Origin of the sequence: Agromyces sp. GXS1127 (assembly GCF_050565425.1) — a bacterium.
Taxonomy (GTDB): Bacteria; Actinomycetota; Actinomycetes; order Actinomycetales; family Microbacteriaceae; genus Agromyces.
Genome location: NZ_JBOCIG010000006.1, coordinates 237003 through 259854, shown reverse-complemented (window position 1 = coordinate 259854; position 22852 = coordinate 237003). Strand labels below are relative to the sequence as shown.

Annotated in this window: 22 protein-coding genes; 10 read left to right on the top strand and 12 right to left on the bottom strand. The window is 71.5% G+C overall.

Translation table 11 applies throughout. The features are described 5' to 3' along the window. The first annotated feature begins 28 nt into the window (after nt 1-28). Nucleotides 29-1390 (top strand): DUF2254 domain-containing protein, encoded by a 1362-nt coding sequence (locus ACQ393_RS13000; protein ID WP_430647269.1) that lies wholly within the window; start codon nt 29-31, stop codon nt 1388-1390. A 64-nt stretch (nt 1391-1454) separates the two neighbouring features. On the opposite strand, the gene ACQ393_RS12995 is transcribed toward ACQ393_RS13000, so the two are convergent. Then, a complete protein-coding gene (locus ACQ393_RS12995; RefSeq protein ID WP_430647268.1) occupies nt 1455-2999 on the bottom strand; it encodes a catalase in 1545 nt (514 codons plus the stop codon). Between the two features lie 125 nt (nt 3000-3124). Beyond that, nucleotides 3125-3565 carry a Fur family transcriptional regulator gene (locus ACQ393_RS12990; RefSeq protein ID WP_430647267.1) on the bottom strand — a complete coding sequence of 147 codons (441 nt, stop codon included), beginning with the start codon at nt 3563-3565 and terminating at the stop codon, nt 3125-3127. A gap of 167 nt (nt 3566-3732) precedes the next feature. On the opposite strand from ACQ393_RS12990, the gene ACQ393_RS12985 reads away from it, so the two are divergent. After that, complete coding sequence (locus tag ACQ393_RS12985; protein WP_430647266.1) at nt 3733-4254, top strand: hypothetical protein; 522 nt, start codon at nt 3733-3735, stop codon at nt 4252-4254. 91 nt (nt 4255-4345) lie between these two features. On the opposite strand, the gene ACQ393_RS12980 is transcribed toward ACQ393_RS12985, so the two are convergent. Continuing rightward, nucleotides 4346-5491: a M14 family zinc carboxypeptidase gene (locus tag ACQ393_RS12980; RefSeq protein WP_430647265.1), complete on the bottom strand. Its 1146-nt coding sequence runs from the start codon at nt 5489-5491 to the stop codon at nt 4346-4348. 115 nt (nt 5492-5606) lie between these two features. Further along, on the bottom strand, nt 5607-6950 hold the full coding sequence (locus ACQ393_RS12975) for a mechanosensitive ion channel family protein (protein WP_430647264.1): 1344 nt from the start codon (nt 6948-6950) through the stop codon (nt 5607-5609). 169 nt (nt 6951-7119) lie between these two features. Between ACQ393_RS12975 and ACQ393_RS12970 the strand changes: the two genes are divergently transcribed. Next, nucleotides 7120-8019, top strand: a complete 900-nt coding sequence (locus ACQ393_RS12970; protein ID WP_430647263.1) for a formylglycine-generating enzyme family protein — start codon at nt 7120-7122, stop codon at nt 8017-8019. Nucleotides 8020-8086: 67 nt separating this feature from the next. On the opposite strand, the gene ACQ393_RS12965 is transcribed toward ACQ393_RS12970, so the two are convergent. Both ACQ393_RS12965 and ACQ393_RS12960 read right to left on the bottom strand, forming a co-directional pair. Next, complete coding sequence (locus ACQ393_RS12965; RefSeq protein ID WP_430647262.1) at nt 8087-8821, bottom strand: flavodoxin family protein; 735 nt, start codon at nt 8819-8821, stop codon at nt 8087-8089. Nucleotides 8822-8928: 107 nt separating this feature from the next. Further along, the gene (locus ACQ393_RS12960; protein WP_430647261.1) at nt 8929-9462 is read right to left on the bottom strand and encodes an adenine phosphoribosyltransferase; all 534 of its coding nucleotides are present in this window, start codon (nt 9460-9462) and stop codon (nt 8929-8931) included. Nucleotides 9463-9645: 183 nt separating this feature from the next. Between ACQ393_RS12960 and ACQ393_RS12955 the strand changes: the two genes are divergently transcribed. Further along, a complete protein-coding gene (locus ACQ393_RS12955) occupies nt 9646-10104 on the top strand; it encodes a DUF3817 domain-containing protein (protein WP_430647318.1) in 459 nt (152 codons plus the stop codon). Nucleotides 10105-10286: 182 nt separating this feature from the next. Here the strand turns inward: ACQ393_RS12955 and ACQ393_RS12950 are convergent, their stop codons facing one another. Then, nucleotides 10287-13484 (bottom strand): carbohydrate binding domain-containing protein, encoded by a 3198-nt coding sequence (locus ACQ393_RS12950; protein ID WP_430647260.1) that lies wholly within the window; start codon nt 13482-13484, stop codon nt 10287-10289. A gap of 217 nt (nt 13485-13701) precedes the next feature. On the opposite strand from ACQ393_RS12950, the gene ACQ393_RS12945 reads away from it, so the two are divergent. From ACQ393_RS12945 to ACQ393_RS12925, 5 genes are all read left to right on the top strand, one after another. Beyond that, nucleotides 13702-14517: a shikimate 5-dehydrogenase gene (locus ACQ393_RS12945; RefSeq protein WP_430647259.1), complete on the top strand. Its 816-nt coding sequence runs from the start codon at nt 13702-13704 to the stop codon at nt 14515-14517. A 160-nt stretch (nt 14518-14677) separates the two neighbouring features. Further along, nucleotides 14678-16474, top strand: coding sequence for an ATP-binding protein (locus tag ACQ393_RS12940; RefSeq protein WP_430647258.1), 1797 nt, complete (start codon nt 14678-14680; stop codon nt 16472-16474). A gap of 121 nt (nt 16475-16595) precedes the next feature. Beyond that, the gene (gene purL / locus ACQ393_RS12935; protein WP_430647257.1) at nt 16596-18950 is read left to right on the top strand and encodes a phosphoribosylformylglycinamidine synthase subunit PurL; all 2355 of its coding nucleotides are present in this window, start codon (nt 16596-16598) and stop codon (nt 18948-18950) included. An 18-nt stretch (nt 18951-18968) separates the two neighbouring features. Next, complete coding sequence (locus tag ACQ393_RS12930; RefSeq protein WP_430647256.1) at nt 18969-19469, top strand: NUDIX hydrolase; 501 nt, start codon at nt 18969-18971, stop codon at nt 19467-19469. Next, on the top strand, nt 19469-19723 hold the full coding sequence (locus tag ACQ393_RS12925; protein WP_430647255.1) for a hypothetical protein: 255 nt from the start codon (nt 19469-19471) through the stop codon (nt 19721-19723). Before ACQ393_RS12930 ends, ACQ393_RS12925 begins: the two co-directional genes overlap by 1 nt. Nucleotides 19724-19735: 12 nt before the next feature. Here ACQ393_RS12925 and ACQ393_RS12920 read toward each other — a convergent pair whose 3' ends face one another. Further along, nucleotides 19736-20281 (bottom strand): hypothetical protein, encoded by a 546-nt coding sequence (locus tag ACQ393_RS12920; RefSeq protein ID WP_430647254.1) that lies wholly within the window; start codon nt 20279-20281, stop codon nt 19736-19738. Nucleotides 20282-20409: 128 nt separating this feature from the next. Between ACQ393_RS12920 and ACQ393_RS12915 the strand changes: the two genes are divergently transcribed. Then, a complete protein-coding gene (locus ACQ393_RS12915; protein WP_430647253.1) occupies nt 20410-20793 on the top strand; it encodes an SHOCT domain-containing protein in 384 nt (127 codons plus the stop codon). Between the two features lie 60 nt (nt 20794-20853). On the opposite strand, the gene ACQ393_RS12910 is transcribed toward ACQ393_RS12915, so the two are convergent. From ACQ393_RS12910 to ACQ393_RS12895, 4 genes are read right to left on the bottom strand one after another with little or no spacing between them, the layout of a single operon-like run. Next, nucleotides 20854-21273, bottom strand: a complete 420-nt coding sequence (locus ACQ393_RS12910; protein ID WP_430647252.1) for a pilus assembly protein CpaE — start codon at nt 21271-21273, stop codon at nt 20854-20856. A 23-nt stretch (nt 21274-21296) separates the two neighbouring features. Then, on the bottom strand, nt 21297-21497 hold the full coding sequence (locus ACQ393_RS12905) for a hypothetical protein (protein WP_430647251.1): 201 nt from the start codon (nt 21495-21497) through the stop codon (nt 21297-21299). Beyond that, entirely contained in the window at nt 21494-22459 is a 966-nt protein-coding gene (locus ACQ393_RS12900; RefSeq protein WP_430647250.1) for an SDR family NAD(P)-dependent oxidoreductase, read from the bottom strand. Before ACQ393_RS12900 ends, ACQ393_RS12905 begins: the two co-directional genes overlap by 4 nt. Then, nucleotides 22456-22818, bottom strand: a complete 363-nt coding sequence (locus ACQ393_RS12895) for a chorismate mutase (protein ID WP_430647249.1) — start codon at nt 22816-22818, stop codon at nt 22456-22458. Before ACQ393_RS12895 ends, ACQ393_RS12900 begins: the two co-directional genes overlap by 4 nt. Nucleotides 22819-22852: the final 34 nt, after the last annotated feature.

Sequence of the window (22852 nt, the reverse complement as noted above, 5' to 3'; positions counted from 1 at the left end):
CGCCTAGGCTGGCCGGCGGGAGGTGCCGATGCCGACATCCGATGGGGCCCGCCGATGGTGGGCGACGTTCTCCGAATCGTTCTCCTCCCGCATCTGGCCCCTGCCCGTCGCGGCGACCATCGGCGCGGTGATCGCGGGGGTCTTCCTGCCCATCCTCGATGCGGCCGTCGACCAGAACCTCTCCGGATGGTTCCAGGCGCTGCTCTTCGGCGGGGGGACCGACGCAGCGCGGGCCGTGCTCACGACCATCAGCGGTTCGCTGATCACGGCGACGTCCCTGACGTTCTCGCTGACGGTGGTCGCGCTGCAACTCGCGAGCAACCAGGCGTCGCCGCGGCTCCTGCGCACCTTCGCCTCCGACCGGATGGTGCACCTCACGCTCGCGATCTTCCTCGGGACGTTCGCGTACTCGCTCACCGTCCTCCGCACGGTCTCGGACACCGGCGACGAGGTGCCGCGCATCTCGATCACCCTCGCGTTCGTGCTCACGCTCGGCAGCGTGATCGTGCTCGTGCTCTTCCTGGCGCACCTGGCGAGCCGCCTCCGAGTCGAGACCATGCTCCGGGACGTCCACCGCGAGACCGACCGGACGATCGCCCTGGTCGGCTCCGACGACCGACCGACCGCGCCGGCGCCGGCCCGCCCGGATCAGGTCGACATCGTCGCGGCGCGTCGGTCCGGGTTCGTGACCGGAATCGATCGCGATCGCCTCATCTCGGCCGGACACGAGCACGGCGCCGTGATCCGCGAGGTCTGCCGGGTGGGCGCCAGCGTGATCGAGGGCACGATCCTCGCCGAATGGTGGCCCGGTCCGGACGCGGGGGCCGACCGGCCGACGCCGATGACCCGTGCCGACCGCTCGACGCTCGAGCAGGCGATCGTCGACGCCTACTCCATCGACTACGAGCGCACGCCGCCGCAGGACATCGGCTACGGGCTCCGCCAGATCGCGGACGTCGCGACGAAGGCCCTCTCGCCCGGCGTCAACGATCCGACCACCGCGGTGCACGCGCTGAGCCACGTCGCGGCGCTGCTCGGGGACCTCGCCGAACTCCCGCCCTCGCCCAGCGCCTACGCCGACGATGACGGGCTGGCCAGGGTCGTCCCGGTCGCGCACGACTTCCGTGAGCTCGTCGAGGTGGGAGTCCAGCAGCCGCGACGCTACGGGGCCTCCGACCCGGATGTCGCCGCGCGGCTCTTCGACCTGATCGGCGATGTGGGCCGGCGCACGACGCGGCCGGAGCACGTGCGCGTGCTCGAAGGCCAGCTCGAACGCCTGGTGGCCAGCGTGGACGCCGCGGACTACGACCCGACCGAGCGCGCCGAGTTCGCGCGGCTCGCAGCGCGAGCCCGCGCCACCCTCACGCGGGCCGGATCCGAGATCGCGTAGGCGGAGGCGAGGCGTCCGGGCCGCGCTGCGGCGCGACCCGGACTCCTCATCGCGGGAGGCGGGACTACGCGGCGGCCTCGTCCTCGCCGGGTTCGACGGCCTCCGGCTGCTGCGGTGCGTCGGCGTTCACGCCGATCGCGTACGCGTCGCGGAGTGCGGCCCCGAGGCCGCCGTCGACGTTCGTCCAGTACTGGAAGAACCGCTCGCGGATGTCATCGACGGTGATCGCGTGCGCCTGGCCCGAGAGGGTCACGAGGAACCGGGCCTTCGCCTCGGCCGAGAACACGTCGCGGTAGAGCGCGCCGGCCTGCCCGAAGTCGGAGTCGTCCGCTCGCAGCGTGTAGGCCGTGCGGACGAGCGAGCCGTCGGCCTCCCAGCCGCCCTCGCCCGCGGCATCCGCCGACGCCACGGGGCCGCCGACCGAGTTCGGCGCGTAGACCGGCGCCGTGGGCGCGTTGAAGTGGTAGCGGGCCGCGCCGTCCTGCGAGTAGGTGTGCACGGATGCCGCGTGCGGCGCGTTCACCGGCAGCTGGGTGTAGTTCGTGCCGACGCGGTAGCGCTGCGCGTCGGGGTAGCTGAACACGCGCGCCATGAGCATCTTGTCGGGGCTGATGGCGATGCCGGGCACGGTGTTCGCCGGCGAGAACGCGGCCTGCTCGATCTCGGCGAAGAAGTTCTGCGGGTTGCGGTCGAGCGTGAGCGTGCCGACCGGGATCAGCGGGTAGTCCGCGTGCGGCCACACCTTGGTGAGGTCGAACGGGTTGAAGCGGTAGGTCTTCGCGTCCTGGTAGGGCATGACCTGCACGTGGAGGTCCCACTTGGGGTGGTCGCCGCGCTCGATCGCCTCGTACAGGTCGCGGCGGTAGAAGTCGGCGTCGGCGCCCGCGATGGCCTCGGCGGTCGCGGCATCCAGGTGCAGGTCGCCCTGCTGGGAGCGGAAGTGGTACTTGACCCAGAACTTCTCGCCGGCGGCGTTGATCCACTGGTAGGTGTGCGAGCCGTAGCCCTGCATCTCGCGCCACGACTTCGGCAGGCCGCGGTCGCCCATGAGGTAGGTGACCTGGTGAGCCGACTCGGGCGAGAGGGTCCAGAAGTCCCACTGCATATCGGCGTCGCGCAGGCCCGAGCCCGGCAGTCGCTTCTGCGAGTGGATGAAATCGGGGAACTTCGCACCGTCGCGGATGAAGAACACCGGGGTGTTGTTGCCGACGATGTCGTAGTTGCCCTCGGTCGTGTAGAACTTCAGCGAGAATCCGCGCACGTCGCGCCACGTGTCGGGCGAGCCCTGCTCGCCCGCGACCGACGAGAAGCGCAGCAGCGTCTCCGACTCGGTGCCGGGCTGGAAGACCGCGGCCCGGGTGTAGGCCGACACGTCGTGGGTCGCCTCGAAGCGGCCGAACGCGCCGCCGCCCTTCGCGTGCACGATGCGCTCGGGGATGCGCTCGCGGTTGAACTGGGCGAGCTTCTCGACGAGGTACCGGTCGTGCAGCACCGTGGCGCCGTCGGCGCCGACCGTGAGCGAGTGCGCGTCGCTGGCGACCGGCGTACCGGTCTGCGTCGTCGTCGCTGCCTGGGTGGTCGTCACGGGCGGGGTCGTAGGGTTCGACATGTCGTCCTTCTCTTCTCGGTGGGTGGATGCCGCGGCGCAGCGGAGCACGACGTGCGGGCACGACGAGCACCGCCCCGGTCGGGCGGTCGGCGCGCGAGCGCGCCGGGCGAGCGGATGGCGCCGGGCTAGCCGGCCTCCTCCCGCCGGCAGTCGGCGCAGAGGCCCCAGAAGGTGACCTCGGCGGTCTGGATGGCGAAGCCGCCGGTGTCGCTCGGTGCGAGGCACGGCGCGTGGCCGACCACGCAATCGACGTCGGCCACCGCACGGCAGCGCGTGCAGACGACGTGGTGGTGGTTGTCGCCCGTGCGGCTCTCGTAGAGCGCGGGTGACTCGGCGGGCTCGATCCGGCGCAGCAGGCCGGCCTCGGTCAGTGCGGCGAGCACGTTGTAGACCGACTGCAGCGAGGTGCCGGGGAGCGTGCCGGTGACGCGCGCGAGCACGGCGTCGGCGTCGAGGTGCCCGTGGCCGCTGACGGCGTCGAGCACCGCGAGGCGCGGCGCGGTCACCTTGAGGCCCGCGTCGCGGAGACGCGCTGCGGCGTCGTCGCGGTGGGGCTCGGCGGGCATGCGTCCACCGTAGCAGTTGTTTTGAGTGACTCAAAACAACTTGCGCGTCGGTTCATCTTCGCGGGCGCTCCCGGGCTCGGCCAAAGCCCGCGCATAGCCTCCGGGCGGAGCATCGTGGCCGGACCGATGCGCCCGCATCCGTCCGAGACAGCCCGAAGGACACGATCATGAGCTCCCAGCACACGACGACGGCGGCGGCCGACGGGGCGACGCCGTCGGACGCTTCCCCGACCGCTCCCACCGAGCCGCTGCCTCCGGCAGCGGCGGCGTCGTCGGCATCCGAGGCGCAGCCCGCCGCCGACGGCCGCCAGGCGCCCCCGATGTTCCACCCCGCCGAGCCCACCGCGGCGACGCCGCCCACGCACGGCGCACCCCCGCCCGCCGCCGAGCGCGCGCCCTGGTATCGCCGGGTGTGGGTCCTCGTCGTCGGCGCCCTGCTCGCGGCACTCGTCTTCTTCGCCGCCGGCTTCGTCGCGGGCAACGCGGCCTCGCTCATCGGCGGCGTCGTCGGCGACACGACCGGCGTGCCCTCCGGGCCGGGCTTCGGCGGCGACCGGGACGGCGACGGCTTCGGCCCCGGCGGCGGACGCCCCGGCATGGGCGAGCCGGGGGATCGCCCCGGGTTCGGCGACGAGGGCGACGAAGGCGGCGACACGGGCACCGACTCCGGGACCGCGCAGTCGTTCTGACCCCCTGACCGCGTCGCGCTGACCGCGGCGTGCGGTCGCACGCATGCGAAGGGCCGGGCCGCCGCGGCGACCCGGCCCTCGACGGCACGACCTACGGAACGGGGATGACCCCGGTGTCGGTCTGGTAGCCGGTGACCGGTGCGTGCGGGATCTCCTCCCAGCGGGCCGGGTCCTCCTGCTGAACCTCGCCGGAGGCCATGCCGGTCAGGAGCTCCTGCAGCGCGAGCACGTTCTGCTTGATCGACTTGCCGCGGGCCTTCTGCCCGAGGCTGCCGTCGCTCGTGTTGCCGCTGGTCTCGAAGAAGATCGCCGGGTTGCTGTGACCCTCCGGGTTCAGCCCGTCGTGGTCGAGGCCGAGCATCATCGCCGACACGACACCGCCCTTGATGTCGATCTCGAGGCTGCCGCCGACCTGGTAGCGGTCCATGTTGACGTACCCGTACTTGGCCAGCTCGTCGTAGACGTGCACGTGCATCTGACGCGTGAGCACGTCGTACGCCCCGCCCTCGATGCCGGGAAGCGTGGGTCCGCCGGGCGCGAGTGAGATGCCGAGCGACAGGGTGACGTCGTCGCCCGTGCCGTACTCCCGCTTCAGGCCCTGGTGGTGGATGTCGATCGCGAACGCCGGGTCGACCATCGTCCAGTACTCGTAGAACGCCTCCGACTCGGCGGCCTCGAACTTGCCGACCCCCCAGTCCCGGTTGAGGTCGATCCGCTTCTCCGTGCCGTCCTGCAGGATCGTGTGGCGGATGTTGAGCTCCGACCCGTCCGGGTTGTACATCGGGATGACGTGGAACGTGTAGGTGTCCCGCAGCAGCGTCCACTCGGGCGAGCCGTTCGTGCCGAGCTCCTTGAGCACGGCGAGGAGCGACTCGGTTCCGTAGGGCTCGTTGCCGTGGATGCGGCCCTGCAGCCAGACGGCCTCGTCGCCGTCGCCCACCGTCGCGACGTAGAGGTCGCGGCCCGACTCGGACGTCGAGACCGCGGTGCCGACCTCGGCGAGCGTCTGCACGTCGACGCCGAACCGAGCGGTGTCCTCGAGTCGCTGGAGTTCGGTGACGAGGTCGGAGTAGGTGGCGATGCTCGCGGTGCTGGTCTCCCCCTCGGTCGACGGGAAGTTCGGGTCGGCGATCGCCGGAGCGCCGGCGACGAGCGGGCCGGCGACGGCCAGGGCGGCCGCCGCGGCCAAGGTGACGGTTCGGGATCGGTGGTGCTTCGGCGTCGAGCCAGTGGACATCGAGTCTCCCCTGTGTGAACGGCATGCCGGTGAAGGCGGCACGTGCCCCTGGGATCACCCGGAAGGGGCTTTCCCATGAGCGTGCTGTGAGCCTACGGAGGAGGAGCTCCGTAGATCAAGGGACGCGCGTCCGCGGTTCCCCGTCCGGCCCGCGCCGATCGTCCCCGGAATCGGATACGTCGTCCGATGCGTCCGCCCCGCGGCCGGCACGGTCGGCACGCGCGGCCTCCTCCGGCGGCTGCACCGGGATCGCCTGGGTGAACTCCGACGCGCGCTGCTCGCCGTCGGCCGTCCCGGAGAAGAGACCGGCGCGCGGCGTCGAGCCCGTGACCGGCTTCGGCTCCGACGCGCGCTCGTCCGCGGCATCCGTCGTCTCGCGCCGCCCGCCCGCGGCCGATCGGTCCGCGACCTCGGCCGGCTCCGCACCCACGAGCACACGCTGCTGCGGCAACGCCGCGGCATCCTGCTCCCGGATCCACTCGACGAGGTCCTCGCGGACGAGGCAGCGCAGGTCCCAGAGCGCCGCCGAGTCGGCGGCGCTGACGAGCACCCGCACGCGTACGAGGCCGCCGGTGGCCTCGGTGACCTGCAGGACCTTCGTGCGGCCGTCGAAGAGCTCCTCGCCCTCGAGGATCCGGTCGAGCTCCTCGCGCATCGCGTCGGTCGAGATGCGCCAGTCGACGTCGAGCTCGATCGATCCGATGAGCGCGCTGCCGTACTTGGTCCAGTTCTGGAACGGCTTCGTGGTGAAGTACGTGCACGGCAGGACCACGGTCCGCTCGTCCCACGTGACGACGACCACGTAGGTGAGCGTGATCTCGCGGATGCGCCCCCACTCGCCCTCGACGACCACGACGTCGTCGACGCGGATCGCCTCGCTGAACGCGATCTGGATGCCCGCGAACATGTTCGCGAGCACGGTCTGCGCCGCGAGGCCGGCCACGATCGACGCGATGCCCGCCGACGCGAGCACGCTCGCGCCCACGGCGCGCACGCCGGGGAAGGTGAGCAGGATGGCGCCCACCGCGATGATGACGATGACGACCACCACGAGCCGGCGCACGATCTGGAACTGCGTGTGCACCCGGCGTGCGACGCGGTTGTCGGCGACATCCATGCGGTATCGACTCACGCCCACGTCGGCGAGGAAGAGGAACAGCTGCGCCGCCAGCCAGGCGCCCGCGGCGATCAGGGCGATGAGGAACGCGTGATCGACCGCCGGGCGCCATGCGGCGCCCGGGAAGGCGAGTGCGATCGAGATCCAGGCGCCGGCGGTCAGCAGCACCGTGCGGAACGGCCACCTGGCGCGGCGGATGAGGATGCCCGCCCAGTCGCGGCGGCGGGCGACGGCGCGGACGATGATCGAGGCGATGGCGGAGACGACGAAGGTCGCGACGACCGCGATGACGAGCGCGATCGCGAAGACGAGCGTGGTCTCCCAGGCGGATGCGTCGGGCAACGGGCTTCCCTCCGGTCGAAGTCCACCAGCGTAGGCGGGGCCCCCGCCGCGATCGCAAATCCGGACGCGCACTCTCGGCGCCTGCCCAGCGGATGCCGAGGGGGCGGCCAGCCCGATTCGGACCGGGCCTGCGGGGCGTCCGCCGCACCGCCGCGGGTAGCCTGAACGGATGGCCCTCACCGAGCTCGTCACCCTGCCCGGCGGCACGTTCCGCATGGGCAGCGACGTCCACTACGCCGAGGAGGCGCCGCAGCACGAACGGCGCGTCGCCGCGTTCGCGATCGAGCGCCACCCGGTCACGAACGCGCAGTTCGCGGCGTTCGTCGACGCGACGGGATACGTGACGACGGCCGAGCGTCCGCTCGACCCGGAGGAGTTCGCCGACGTCCCGGAGGCCGATCGCGTGCCCGGCTCCCTCGTCTTCACGCCGACCGAGGGCCCCGTGGACCTGCGCGACTGGCGTCAGTGGTGGCGATGGGTGCCCGGCGCCGACTGGCGCCATCCGTTCGGGCACGGCTCCGACCTCGACGGGCGCGCCGACCATCCGGTCGTGCACGTCGCCTTCGCAGATGCCGCGGCCTACGCAGAATGGGCGGGGCGGCGCCTTCCGACCGAGGCCGAGTGGGAGTACGCCGCCCGCGGTGGCCTGGACGGGGCCGAGTTCGCGTGGGGCGACGAACGCACGCCCGACGGCGCCGTCATGGCGAACACCTGGCAGGGCGACTTCCCGTACCGGAACGCCGGCTGGGGCGGCACCTCGCCGGTGGGCTCGTACCCGCCCAACGGCTTCGGCCTCGTCGACGTCATCGGCAATGTGTGGGAGTGGACCTCCGATCCGTTCACGCCGCGACACGTTCCGCCCGGTGCGGCATCCGTCGACCGCGGCTCCCGCGCCGACCTGCTGGCCGGCGTCGCCCCGTCGCGCGCGCTGCACGTGACCAAGGGCGGCTCGCACCTCTGCGCGCCCGAGTACTGCCGCCGGTATCGGCCGGCGGCCCGGTCGTCGCAGGCCGAGGACTCGTCGACGACGCACCTCGGGTTCCGCTGCGCCGCCGACGTGCCGAGCTGACGGCGAGTCGGGATTCGCGCCGGGCCCCGAGCCGGGCTCCGAGCGGGCCCCGCTCCGGGCCGCGCGGTCAGCGGTACTCGGGGTTCGGGTCGTCCGGCGTGGGCCGGTAGCCCCACCGCTCGCCCGAATCCCACTCGGTGCGCACGTTGCCGATCGCCGGGATGCCGCCGGCATCCTTCAGCAGCTTCGCGACGTGCATGAGGTTGTACGTCATGAACGTCGTGTTCCGGTTGGTGAAGTCGTTCTCGGGACCGCCCGAGCCCTCGTCGAGGTAGCTCGGTCCGGGTCCCGCCTCGCCGATCCACCCCGCGTCGGCCGCGGGCGGTATCGTGCAGCCGATGTGCTGCAGCGAGAACAGCACGTCCATCGCGCAGTGCTTGAGGCCGTCCTCGTTGCCGGTGATGATCGCGCCGCCGACCTTGCCGTAGAAGACGTACTGGCCCTTGTCGTTCTGCTCGGTCGACATCGCGTACAGGCGCTCGATGAGCCGCTTCGTGACCGACGAGTTGTCGCCGAGCCAGATCGGCCCGCCGATCACGAGGATGTCGGCGTCGCGGATGCTCGGCCAGATCTCCTCCGGCCACGCGTCGGTCGACCAGCCGTGCTCGCGCATGTCGGGATAGACCCCGGTCGCCACGTCGTGGTCGACGAACCGGAACGTCTCGACGGCGACGCCGTGCTGCCGCATCAGGGCGATGCTCGCGTCCATGAGGCCCTGCGTGTTGCTGACCTCGGGTGATCGCTTGAGGGTGCAGTTCACGTACACCGCGCGGAGGTCGCTGAAGTCGGGTGTTGCTGCCATGGTCCGAACCTACGCCCGAACCGAGCGGATGCCACGGGGTTGCCGGATGGGCGGTCCTCGCCTACCGGGACCGGCGGGGCGAGCGGGCGGCCGCGGGCCGGCGGGGGCTAGTACGTCAGCAGGCTGCGGATCTCGTACCGCGCGCCGAGCCGGTCGCGGCCGCCGAGCCCGCCGAGCTCGATCGCGACCGAGACGCCGGCCACGTGCCATCCGGCCCGCTCGATCAGGCGTGCGGCGGCCTCGACGGTGCCGCCGGTCGCGAGCACGTCGTCGATGATGAGCACGCGCGAGCCGGGCGGCAGCTCGCCCTCGTGGACCTCGAGGGCCGCGGTGCCGTACTCGAGGTCGTACTCCTCGCGGAGCACGGCGCGCGGCAGCTTGCCCGCCTTGCGGACCGGCAGCACGCCCGCGCCGCACAGCGCCGACGCGGCGCCGGCGAGCAGGAAGCCGCGCGCCTCGAGGCCGGCGAGGTGGTCGAACCGTCCGGCGAACGGGGCGGTCAGCGCCTCGGACAGCGCGTGGAACGCCGGCCCGTCCGCGAAGACCGGGGTGAGGTCCCGGAACACGATGCCCGGCTCGGGGAAGTCGGGGATCGTGGCGAGCTTCGCCTCGACGAGCTCGCGGACCTGCGCTTCGTTCACCGGAACACCCTACTCCGGAGCCCCGTCCATCCTTCGGTCGATGCGCCCCGACGGCTGCCTTGCGAGGATGGGACGGTGAGCTCCCCCGACGCGAACCCGAACGCGACCCCGACGACCGCCTCCACCTCGAATCCGCTCCGGCTTCCGCCGGTCACCACCCCCGTGACGTCGGTCGCGCCGGGGCTGACGCCGAAGCGGCTGTTCCGCCTGCTCGCGGTCGCCGAGGCGATCACGTGGACCGTCCTCATCACGGCGCTCATCATGCGCGCCACCCTCGGCCTCGACTGGGCCGTCCTCGTCGGCGGATCCATCCACGGCTTCGTGTTCCTCGGCTATGCGTTCACGGCGGCGCTCGTCGGGGTGAACCAGCGTTGGCCCGTCGGGCTGATCGTGCTCGGCGTGCTCTTCGCGGTGATCCCGTACGCGACCATCCCCTTCGAGGTCTGGCTGCTCCGTCGGCGCAGGCTCGAGGGACCGTGGCGGCGCGAGGCGACCGACCACCCGGCCGACCGCAACGTGGTGAACCGGATGCTGCACTGGTTCCTCGCACGCCCGTTGCTGTTGACCGTGCTCGCGATCCTGGGCATCTCGGCGGTGTTCGTCATCCTGCTCCTGATCGGCCCGCCCGGCGGCCGCTCCTGACGCTCGCCGAGCCACCGTTCTCAGGAGTTCCGCGCGATTCCGCCCGTTTCTCAGGACGACACGCCGGGCCGGACCGCGACACGCCGGATTCTTCCTGAGAACGGCATCGGCGCCATGACGAAGGGCGGGGCGGATGCCGCGGCATCCGCCCCGCCCTCGTTCATGGGGCTTCGGCGACCCGGTCAGTCGACCGTCACGCGGTCGATCGAGTGCGTGCCCTTGCCGGCGAACGTGAGGGAGTAGCCCTGCACGTCGGTGAGCGTGAGCCCGTCGTCGGGCGCGCCCGCCGGCTGCTCGTCGGCCCGCTTGAAGGCGTCGAACGGGATCGTCACCTCGTGCCACCCCGCCGTGCGGTCGACGACGCTCGCGACGAACCGCTCGGCCGTGTCGGGTGCCTGGTAGACGCGCACGTAGTCGACCGTGAGCGACTGCGGGAACACGAGGTCCTCGCCGGGCGTACCGCCGAAGTTGCCGCCCACCGCGATGTTGGTGATGAGCGAGAACGGGTGGTCGAACACCCATTCGTTCGGGGCGACATCCGCCGGGTCGGCCTGGTGGAAGACGATGCCGTCGACCTCCCAGGTGATCTCCTCGGGCGTCCACTCGACGGCGAACTCGTGCCAGCCGTCGGGCACGGGCGCACCGAAGTCGTAGATGCCCCCGTACGACTGGCCGCCCGAGTAGCCGGGGCCGTGGATCGTGCCGAACACCTCGTTCGGCAGTCGTCCGACGTACTCCATGACGTCGATCTCGCCCGTCTGCGGCCAGCCGACCTCGCGGAAGTCGGTGCCGAGCGACCAGACCGCCGGCCAGATGCCGGTGCCCTCGGGCAGCTGCACGCGCGACTCGATGCGGCCGTACTCGAACTCCTGCTTCTGCTCGGTGATCAGGCGCGCCGACGTGACCTCGCACGGGCCGTACCAGCACTCGAGGCCTTCCGCCTCGCCGTCGACCTCCCGGGCCGTGATGACGAGGTTGCCGTCGCCGTCGAGCGCCGCGTTGTCGGTGCTGTCGGTGTAGTACTGGCGCTCGTCGTTGCCCCATCCCCAGCCGCCGGTCTCGTACGTCCAGTTCTCGGGGTTCGCCGGTGCGCCTGCGGGTCCGTCGAACTCGTCGCTCCACGCGAGCCCCCACGTGTCGGGGCCGGCGTCGGGCGCCGGGTCGTCCTGGATGCCGACCGTGATGCGCGTGGGCTTGCCCGTGCCGTTCACCATGAAGCTGATGCCGTCGGCGTCCGACCAGTCCTGTCCGCCGGCGAACTCGCGCGTCATGGTCGCGGTGCCGCGGTGCGTGAAGTCCGCGACCCGCTCGTACGCGCCCTGGCCCGGAACGGCGTCGGAGTCGCCCGCGGCGATCTCGCGCGTCGTGAGCTCGGCGTCGCCGGTCACGTCGTAGAGCCACGGCACGGTCTCGAAGTCCTCGACGAGCGAGGCGTCGATCGGGTCGTCGTCCTGGATGCTCACCGTGGCGGTGCGCACGAAGCCGAACTCGGCGCCCTGCGGGTCGGAGAGCCGGACGACGAACGTCTCGTCGACCTCGTGCTTGCCGTCCTCGATCGTGGGCAGCTCGACGGTCGCCTCGCGCTCCCCGGCGGGGATCACGACCGTGCCGGCGACCGGCGTGAAGTCGCGGTCGGCGACCGCCGAGAGGTCCTCCGTCGCGGTGCGCGCCTCGGTCGCCTCGGCGGCCCAGTCGACCGTGACGTCCGTCTCGGCCACGCGGTTCAGGCGGATGACGCCGGTCGCGGTGTCGCCCTCGTCGACCTCGTAGCCCGACCGGTCGAACCCGACCGCCAGCGCGGGCGGCTCGGCCTCGCCGTAGACGAGCACGTCGTCGTAGAGGAACGTCTGGGGCGTGTCCGTGCGCAGCGAGCCGAACGCGTACCCGTGCACGTCGGTGAGGGTGAGCCCGTCGTTCGGAGCGCCGTTGCCGATGTTCTTGCGCTGGAACTCGGCGAAGTCGAACGTCAGGAAGCGCCATCCGCGCCAGTCGTCGGCGAACGAGACGACGAAGCGCTCGGCGTCGTCGGTCGTCGAGCCCGAGTTGCGGTTGTCGAGCAGGTCGAGGAACAGGTCGGTGCCCGATCCGTTGCCGTACATCCAGAACCCGATGCCCTCGTAGGTCGACCAGTCCTCGGTCATCCAGGCGTCGGCGGCCTCGTTCGTGAAGTTGCGCACGACGACGCCGAAGCTCGTCACGTCGAAGTCGGCGCGCAGCACGTCGTTGCCGTCGGGCGCGCCCGGAACCGGCGCCGGCGGGGCATCGGTGCGCTCGAACGCGACGGTGCTGCTCGGGTCCTGCGCCTCGAACCAGCCGACGGGGATGCCGCCGGCGTCGCCGCGGACGAGCGCCGTCTCGTGGTCGTCGACGATGGCGGTTCGGCCGGCCGGCGGTCCGACGACCTCGCCGTCGTCGTCGAGGATCGTCACCTCGAGCGCCGTGACCGAGCCGAGCTGCGCGCCCGACGGCGCGGCGAGCTCGAGCGTGAAGGTCTCGTCGGCCTCCTCGACGTCGTCGCCGGTCGTCGCGACCTGGATGGTGCGGGTGGTCTCGCCCGGCGCGAACTCGACGGTCGCGGCGGGGTCGGCATAGTCGCCGTCGGCGTGCGTCGCGGTGCCGTCGACGGCGGCGAGCTCGACGGTCACGGGCGCGTCGGATGCGAGGTCGAGCCGTACCTCGACGTCGAGCGTGTCGCCCTCGATCGCCGATGCGGCCTCGGCCGCGAAGGAGACCGACGGGGTGAGGTCGGAGTCGGAGTAGACGGCGATGTCGTCCACTCGGATCGTGTCGGCGCCGTTCACGGCGGGGATCGCGTAGCCCCAGAGCGTCGTGAGCCCGAGCCCGTCGTCGGGCGCCCCGCCGGGCTGGAAGTCGGTCGCTCGCGTGAAGGCCGACCAGGGCAGCCGCACCTCCTTCCACCCGTCGGTGTCGTCGACGAGGTCGACGTCGAAGCGCTCGGAGGCGTCGGCGTTCGGCCCGCCGTCGAAGAGCTCGACCTGGTAGGACGCGCCGTTGCCCGAACCGTCGACCATGAGGGTCACGCCGTCGAACGCGCTGACGTCGCGGGCGCCGGCGAACGTCTGGCCGACGCCGCCGAAGGAGCCCGGCGCGGTGACGTCCCACCCGTAGGAGACGACCTTCGTCGGCTCGTTCTGGCCGGGCTTGGCGTCGGGCGAGTCGGCGGCGACGTCGACGATGCCGAAGCCCGCCGCGCCGTAGGAGAAGAACCCGTCCGGTGCGCCGCCCTCGAAGTCGGCGAGGACGGAGATGCTGCCGGACGCTGAGGCCGGTGCGGCTGCGGCGAGCGATGCGGCGACCACGGCCGCAGCCGCCACCGCCGCCGCCGCTCGCCGTGAGAGCGCTCTCTTCTTCGAGTCCATTCGTGCTCCATTGCAGTAGGTGAAGGGATCCACCGAGGTGGTCCCCGTCAGGGTAGGCGGGCATCCGCGATTCCCGCAAGCCTCTTGTGGATACTGGGATCGGTGGAGGATTGTCCGGTTGCGCCCGCTCGGCGCACGGGAAACCGCTCACCGTCCCGCAAGTGAAGAGAGCGCTCTCACAACATATTCACCGTCAGGCGGCGAGGAGAATGGCCGCATGCCGATCCTCAACAAGGACATGCAGGTCTGCATCTCCCTCTCCGGTCGCCCGTCGAACCTCGGCACGCGGTTCCACAACTTCCTCTACGACGAGCTGAACCTGAACTTCCTCTACAAGGCGTTCACGACCGACGACCTCGAGGGCGCGATCCGCGGCATGCGGGCGCTCGGGTTCCGCGGCTGCTCGGTGTCGATGCCGTTCAAGGAGGCGGTGATCCCGCTCGTCGACGTCATGGAGGACTCGGCCGCGGCCATCGAGTCCGTGAACACGATCGTGAACGACGGCGGCCGGCTCACGGCATCCAACACCGACTACGAGGCGGTCGCGCAGCTCATCGCCGAGCACGGGCTCGACCCCGCCGCGCGGGTCGTCGTGCGCGGGTCGGGTGGCATGGCGAAGGCCGTCGTCGCCGCGTTCCGCGGTACCGGCTTCGGCGACCTCACGGTGCTCGCGCGTAACGCGGCGGCCGGGCCGGCGCTCGCGCAGAAGTACGGCTACGCCTGCGCGGCCTCCGACCCAGCGCCCGACTTCGACGTCATCGTGAACGTCACGCCGCTCGGCATGCAGGGGGCGGATGCCGCCGCACTGGCGTTCGACGAACGGTTCATCGAGCGCGCCTCGACGGTCTTCGACGTGGTCGCGTTCCCCGCCGAGACGCCGCTCATCGCGGCGGCCCGCGCCGCGGGCACCGCGGTCATCACCGGCGCCGAGGTCGTCGCGCTGCAGGCCGCACGCCAGTTCGAGCTCTACACGGGCGTCGCGCTCACGCGCGAGCAGGTCGAGCGGGCCGCCGCGTTCTCGCGCGCCGAGTAGCGCACCGCGGCAGGGCTGCCTCACAAGCTCGGGTCGATGCAGCCCCGACGTCTCATGCCGCCACTGACCGTCACCGATTTCGTCACTGCACGTCACTGCCGCCTCACTGTCGAACTACACTGAGGACTATAGTGATGGGTATAGTGACAGCGAGTGCCGCGTGACTGGGGGCGGGGTGGAGACATCGCTAGGGGATCTCGGCGACCTGATGGGTCGGCTGCGGACGGTCGGAACTGAGCTGACCAACGTCGAAGTCAAAGCCGCCGTGACAGCGCTTCCGAAGAGCATCTGGCCAACCGTGAGCGCTTTCAGCAATCACGCCGGCGGCGTGATCATCCTCGGCCTCCGGGAGGACGGCGGATTCGCGCCGGCCCCCGGATTCGACGCAGAGGCGATCCGCAATGCGGTAGCCGACGCATTCCGCCCACGACGCCACAACGAGATCGCGGGACCGATAACACCTCGACCGATCGGCACGATCGACGTCGGAGAAGTCGACGGCAGCCCGGTCGTCGTCGTCGATGTCGAGGAACTGCCGCCGAACCAGAAGCCGGCATTCGTCACTACCCAGGGCAAGGAGTCCGGAACATACGAACGCGTCGGCGATGGCGACCGCCGAACGAGCACCTATGGGGTCTTCCTCCTCTCAACGTCCGGCCACCAGCCAAGGGATGACCTACGAGCCGTCGAAGGTGCGACGCTCGCTGACTTGGACCAGCGAGAGATGCACCGATTCATCGAACGACTCGAGCGCACGAGACCGAGATCGATCGCAGGTCTCGATTCCCCCGAGCAGATTCTTCGGCGACACAACGTCCTTTCTCGGGACGAATCGACGCCAACCGTCGCAGGCTTGCTCGCGCTGGGGCGTTATCCCCAGCAGTTCCTGCCGCAAGCAATGATCACCTTCGCCGTGTACCCGGGCCGCTCGAAGAGCACGATCGTCGGCGACGTGCGGATGCTGGATCGCAAGGTGATCGAAGGCCCGATCCCCGTGATGGTGGAAGACGCCGTCCGGGCTGTCCTCGACAACCTCAAGACCCGGCGTGTCTCCCGCGGTGCCGGCGCGTCCGACGAGCCGGAGGTGCCAGTCGATGCGATTCGCGAGGCGGTGGTGAACGCGCTCACCCACCGCGACTACAGCGAGTGGGCACTCGGAGAACAGGTCAGGGTCGAGATGTACCCGGACCGAATCGAGATCGCCAATCCAGGTGATATCTGGGGCGGCAGGAGGGTCGTGGACCTCTTCGATGGCGTGTCGAGATCTCGCAACGCCGTGCTCGCTGCACTCCTGACCGAGGTACTCCTTCCGGGACGAGATGAGACCGTTTCCGAGAACGCCGGATCCGGCGTGCCCAGGATGGCCGGTGCGCTCGGACGAGCCGGTTTGGGCGCCCCGATATTCGACGTCACAACGACCAACGTCATGCTCACGCTCGAACGTCACGGCCTGTTGGACCCCGACACGACCCGCTGGCTGGATGGGATCGGGGCATCCCACCTCGATACCGACTCGCAGATGGCCATGGTCATGGTCCATCGCGACGTACCGATCGACGATCAGGTCCTCCGCTCCACGTTCGGGATGGATAGCGGCGATGCACGCCAGTTGCTTCAACGCCTCGCAGATTCCGGCTGGATTCAGTACCCGGTTCGACCTGGCGAACCGTATCGCCGAGGTCCTCGGCTCGACGCAGCAGAGCGCGAGGCAGAGAGTCTGTTCGGGGGCATCGGAACTGAACAGGAACTCGGCAACCAGCCCACTGCAATGGACGAGCGAATCCTTCAGGCGGTGCGCGAGGCCGGGGAACTGAGTGTCTCCGAGATCGCGGAACGTGTGAGCAGCTCACCGAACGCGCTTCGACCGCGACTTCGCGTGCTGGTGTCACAGGGGGCGCTCGTGCCGACCGCTCCGCGGACCAGCCGCCGACGGCGATACCGCCTCGGTAGCGACTGAACGGCAGTCGCACGCTCGCTCGCTGCCGCACTGCTCGCCTGAGCACGACGGGTAGACTCGGGGGGACCGGCATCCGCCCGCGGCATCCGTCTCGCCGCCGTTTCCAGGAGCTCGCCACACCGTGACTGACGCACCCGCCACGACCGCTGCCCCCGACGGGGCCGCAGCCCCCACGACGCCGGTGCTCGACACCGTCGAGGTCGCGACCGCGACGCCCGAGAAGGAGCAGCCGTACGCGGCGCTCGGCGTGAAGCCCGACGAGTACGAGCGCATCCGCAACATCCTCGGCCGGCGCCCGACGAGCGCCGAGCTCGCCATGTACTCCGTCATGTGGAGCGAGCACGCCTCCTACAAGTCGAGCAAGGTGCACCTGCGCCAGTTCGGCAAGAAGGTCACGCCCGAGATGAAGGAGCACCTGATGGTGGGCATCGGCGAGAACGCCGGCGTGCTCGACATCGGCGAGGGCTGGGCGGTCACCTTCAAGATCGAGTCGCACAACCACCCGAGCTTCATCGAGCCGTTCCAGGGCGCCGCGACCGGCGTCGGCGGCATCGTGCGCGACATCATCTCGATGGGCGCGCGGCCCGTCGCCGTCATGGACGCGCTGCGCTTCGGCGCCATCGACGACCCCGACACCGCGCGCGTCGTGCACGGCGTGGTCTCGGGCATCAGCTTCTACGGCAACTGCCTGGGCCTGCCGAACATCGGCGGCGAGACCTGGTTCGACCCGACCTACCAGAAGAACCCCCTCGTGAACGCGCTCGCCGTGGGCGTGCTCCGCCACGAGGACCTGCACCTCGCCAACGCCAAGGGCGTCGGCAACAAGGTCGTGCTCTTCGGCGCCCGCACCGGCGGCGACGGCATCGGCGGTACGTCGATCCTCGCGTCCGACACGTTCGCCGAGGGCGGCCCGACCAAGCGCCCCGCGGTGCAGGTCGGCGACCCGTTCGCCGAGAAGGTGCTCATCGAGTGCTGCCTCGAGCTCTTCCAGGGCGACCTCGTCGAGGGCATCCAGGACCTCGGCGCGGCGGGCATCTCGTGCGCGACGAGCGAGCTCGCGGCCAACGGCGACGGCGGCATGGCGATCGTGCTCGACGACGTGCTGCTGCGCGACCCCTCGCTCACGCCCGAGGAGATCCTCATGAGCGAGAGCCAGGAGCGCATGATGGCCATCGTGCGCCCCGAGAAGCTCGCCGGCTTCATGGAGGTCGTGCAGAAGTGGGACGTCGAGACGAGCGTGCTCGGCGAGGTCACCGACACCGGCCGTCTGAGCATCACCTGGCGCGGCGAGGAGATCGTGAACGTCGACCCGCGCACGGTCGCGGTCGACGGCCCGGTCTACGAGCGGCCCATGACCTACCCGTCGTACCTCGACGCCCTCCAGGCCGACACGGCCGCCGCGCTCGAGCGTCCGGCCGACGACGACGGCGACGGGCTTCGCGCGCAGTTCCTGCAGCTGGTCGGTTCGGCGAACCAGGCGGATGCCGCATGGATCACGAACCAGTACGACCACTACGTCCTCGGCAACACCGCGCTGGCTGCGCCGGATGACGCGGGCATGATCCGCGTCGACGAGGAGTCGGGCCTCGGCGTCTCGGTCGCGACCGACGCGAACGGCCGCTACTGCCAGCTCGACCCGCGCCGCGGCGCGCAGCTCGCGCTCGCCGAGGCGTACCGCAACGTGGCCGTGACCGGCGCCACGCCGATGGGCATCTCCGACTGCCTCAACTTCGGCTCCCCCGAGAACCCCGAGGTCATGTGGCAGTTCGCCGAGGCCGTCGAGGGCCTGGCCGACGGATGCCTCGAGCTCGGCATCCCCGTCACGGGCGGCAACGTCAGCTTCTACAACCAGACCGGCGACGTGCCGATCCACCCGACGCCGGTCGTCGCGGTGCTCGGCGTGATCGACGACGTGGCGCGCCGGATCCCGTCGGGCTGGCAGGACGAGGGCCACAACATCTACCTGCTCGGCGAGACGCACTCCGAGCTCGACGGCTCGGCCTGGGCCGGCGTCGTGCACGACCACCTCGGCGGCGTGCCGCCGCACGTCGACCTCGGCCGCGAGAAGCGGCTGGCCGAACTGCTGCGCGCCGCCGCGCTCGAGGGCCTCATCGACTCCGCGCACGACCTGTCCGACGGCGGCCTCGCGATCGCGCTGGCCGAGGGCGTGAACCGCTTCGGCGTCGGCGCGCGCGTGTTCCTCGGCGAGGTGACCGAGGACGCGGGCATCGACCTCGCGACCGCGCTCTTCTCCGAGTCGACCGGCCGCGTGATCGTGACCGTACCCCGCGAGGACGACGTGAAGTTCCGCGGCCTCTGCGAGGGCCGCGGCTACCCGGTGCGCCGCATCGGCGTGACGGATGCCGCGTCCGGCTCGCTCGAGATCCAGGGCGCGTTCACGGTGTCGATCGACGAGCTTCGCGGCGTCAACCGCGCCCCGCTCGCCGACGCGTTCGGCCCGGTCGTCGGGTACTGAGCCGGGCGTCCTCGACCCGTGTCCGACGAGCCGCGCCAGCCGTACCCGGAGGCGTACGCCGCCGCGCACGGCACGTTCGCGCTGATCCCCGCGGCGTACGTGTTCCTCGTCGACGGCGACCGCGTGCTGCTGCAGATGCGCGACGGCACCGGCTACTACGACAGCTGGTGGGCGGCCTCGGCCGCCGGGCACGTCGACCCGGGCGAGACGATCATGGCGGGCGCCGTTCGCGAGACCCTCGAGGAGATCGGGGTCGTGGTCGACGAGGCCGCCCTCGAACCCGTCACGGCCATGCACCGGACGGCGCCGACGGGGCTGCCGATCGACCAGCGGCTCGACGTGTTCTTCGTGGCGCGCGCCTGGCGCGGCATCCCGTCGCTGCAGGAGCCCGACAAGGCGAGTGCGCTCGAGTGGTTCGCGCTCGACGACCTGCCCGAGCGGCTCGTGCACCACGAGCGCTTCGCGCTCGAGGGCTGGCGCGACGGCGGCCTGCCGGCGATCACGGCGTACGGCTTCTGATGGAGATCGCGGTCGGGGTGCTCGCCGCGCTCTTCGCTGCGGCGCTCGTCGTGGGGATGACGGTGCGCGCGATCCGCGCACCGCGCGGGCAACGCGCCCGGGCCGCGTTCGGGCCGATCATGGGCGCCGGCGAGACCTACCAGGAGCTGCACACCGGGCAGCGCGGGCTCCAGGACTCGGTGATCGAGGCGATCGCCGAGCAGGAGCAGCGACCGAGCCGGACGGATGCGGACGACGAGACGCCCCGAGGCTGATCGCCGCCCGATTCAGGCGCCCTGGGGCGGGTGTGCGAGCAGCTCGACGCGCTCGGCGAGGTACGACGCGAGCGGAAGCACCGCATCCGCCGAGTTCGGGTTCCAGCGCACGCCGACGACCGCCTCGCCGTCGGGCGACGTGGTGAGCACGAGCGGCCCGGCGCCGGACCCGAGCGCCTCGGCGTCCAGCTCGAGGGGCACCGCGTCGAACACCACGCTCGCGCCCTCGGGGATCCCGCCGCGGATCGCGGCCGCGCGGTAGGCCCGCTGCTCGGCGACCGACTCGGCGAGCACGCTCCGCCGCACCGCGCGCTCCGCGCGCACGACACGGCCGGTCGAGTACAACCGCCCGTCGGCGTCGAGCAGCAGCGCGCCGAGGCGCCAGATCGGCCCGATCACCCGCATGCGCGGCGCACGAGGCATCCCGAGCACCCGGTGGCCGGGCACGAACTCGGCGAGCGTCTCCGTGCGAGCGGATGCCTCGGCGAGAACCTGCACGGCCCGGTCGACCGCGTCGCGTGCCCGCGCGGTCGCGTCGGCGGCATCCGTTCGACCCACGCTCCGAGCCTATGCCGAGTGACCCCGGGTTCCGGCATGTGCCTTTGGTCCCACGACGACCGTCGTGCAGTGGCTAGCGTCAGCGCCACGCGGGAGTGGCCCTCACCCCCACTGTCGAAGGGAACGCCGTGAACAGCCTGTGGGACTTCATCGTCTGGATCTTCTGGTTCTACGTGATCGTCGCGTGCATCTGGATCTTCATCACCGTGTTCATCGACATCTTCCGCGACCACACGCTGAACGGGTGGGCGAAGGCGCTGTGGGTGATCTTCCTGGTCTTCGTGCCGTTCCTGGCGGCCTTCATCTACCTCATCGCGCGCGGCGACAGCATGACCAAGCGCAACCTGGCACGCGCGCAGGAGATGAGCGCCCAGCAGGACGCGTACGTGCGCTCGGTCGCGGGCACACCGCAGTCGGCCGCCGCGGAGATCGAGTCGGCGAAGAGGCTGCTCGACAGCGGCGCGATCACGGCCGCCGAGTACGAGGCGCTGAAGGCGAAGGCGCTGCAGTAGGGGCCGGCGTCCAACGGGTCCGGCCGGTTGCGCGGCCGGGCCCGCTACCCCGCCCCCCGATCAGCGCGTGCGCTCGATCAGCGCGAGCAGCGCCATCCCGTACGCCTCGGCCGCGTCGGGGTGCTCGAAACGGCGCCGCTCCCCGCCGAGCTCGACCTCGACCTCGAAGGCGTCGGGCAGGCGCCGGAGCGCGCGGAACGTGGCCCGCAGCAGCTCGCGCAGCTGGTCTTCCCGCGGGAGCCAGACCGCGTCGGCGAGGGCGACCGAGTCGAGGGCCCACTCGGTCGTGCCGTTGAACGCGAGGATCGTGCCCGTCGGGTAGCGGCGGGTCTCGATCGTCATCTCGCTGACCGTGAACGTGTCGGCCTCGACGTCGGCCTCGACATCGCTCGGCAGGTCGAGCTGGAAGCGGTCGCCGGAGTCGGGATGCCACACCAGGCCGGCGTCGCGCAGCTGCAGGGCGAGGTCGCGGCTGATCATGCGGACACGCTACGCGGTCGGGCCTACTCGCGCCGCTTCCGGATGCGGGCGGGCCCGAGCCCGGCGCCGAGGCCCACGACGATGATCCCGGCGAAGAGGAATCCGTAGCGACCGCTCAGCACGCCGAACACGCCCAGCGCGGCGCCGATCACGACCACGACCCGGGCGATCCGCATCCGGACGCCGGGCTGCGACCACCAGCGCGACACCATCCCCCGGATCACGAACGCACCCCGACGTCGACGCGTCGCCCGACGGCGTCCTCGGCGAACGCCCACACCCGCGCCCCGATCCGCGCATCCCGGCTGGTCCGGGTCGGCGTGGCGAGCCGCGGCGCACCCTTGACCAGCCATTGCGGGCCCCAGAACTGGCCGCCCTCGACGTCGTCGGCGGTCGCCGCGTGCACGACCACGTCGGCCCCGCGGTGCTTGCCCTGCGCCCACGCCGCCTGCAGCGCGTCCGCGAACCGGTCGGCGGTCGGCGGCTGGTTCACGCCGGGCACGCGAGGCGTGCGCCCCGAGATCGCGTAGCCAGGGTGCGCCACGATGCTGTGCACGCGGGGCGTGACGGATGCCGCGCCGACCGCCTCGGCGGCATCCGTCGCCGCACGGCGCAGGCGCCGGTCGAGCTCGAACGCGAGCGAGGAGGCCGCGATCTTCGACTGCGCGTACGCGCGCCACGAGTCGTACGACCGGGCGAGCTCGAGGTCGTCGACGCGGAACGTCGAGAGCCGCGTCGAGAGCGAGCCGAGCGTGATGACGCGCGCGCCGCGAGCGAGGTGCGGCACGACGTCGGCGACGAGCGCGAAGTGCCCCAGAACGTTCGTCGCGAGGACGAGTTCGTGCCCGTCGACCGACTCGCGGCGCTCGGACGGCGTGTGCACCATGCCGGCGTTCAACACGACCGCATCGAGCGGCGCGCGGTCGAGCAGCCGGTCCGCGCCCGCGCGGACCGAGTCGAGCGACGACGTGTCGATCACGAGCGTGTCGACGACCGCCCGCGGCATCCGTGCCCTGATCGCGGCGGCGGCGGCGGCCAGACGCTCGGCGCTCCGGCCCGACATCGTGACGTGCGCGCCGGCGCGGGCGAGTCGCGCCGACGTGAAGAAGCCGATCCCGGCGTTCGCGCCGGTGACGAGCACCTGGCGTCCCTCCTGCGGCGGAACCGCGGTGGGATACCAGTTCACGGGCGGTCCGCTCCGTCGGCGATCTCCTCGTGGTGGCGGATCACCTCGGCCACGACGAAGTTGAACCACTTCTCGGCGAACGCCGGGTCGAGGTGCGCGTCCTCCGCGAGCGAGCGGAGACGCTCGATCTGGCGCTTCTCGCGATCGGGGTCGCTCGGCGGGAGTCCGTGCTCGGCCTTCAGCCGGCCGACCTGCTGGGTGAACTTGAAGCGCTCGGCCAGCAGGTGGATGAGCGCGGCGTCGATGTTGTCGATGCTCGAGCGGATGCCGAGCAGCCGGCTGATCGCGGCGTCGCGTTCGGCGGGGCTGGTCGCGCCGCCCGTCGCAGCGGCGTCGCGGTCCGGGGTCTCGGCGTTCATGCTTCGACCCTAGGCGACGCGGGCGGCCCGGCGG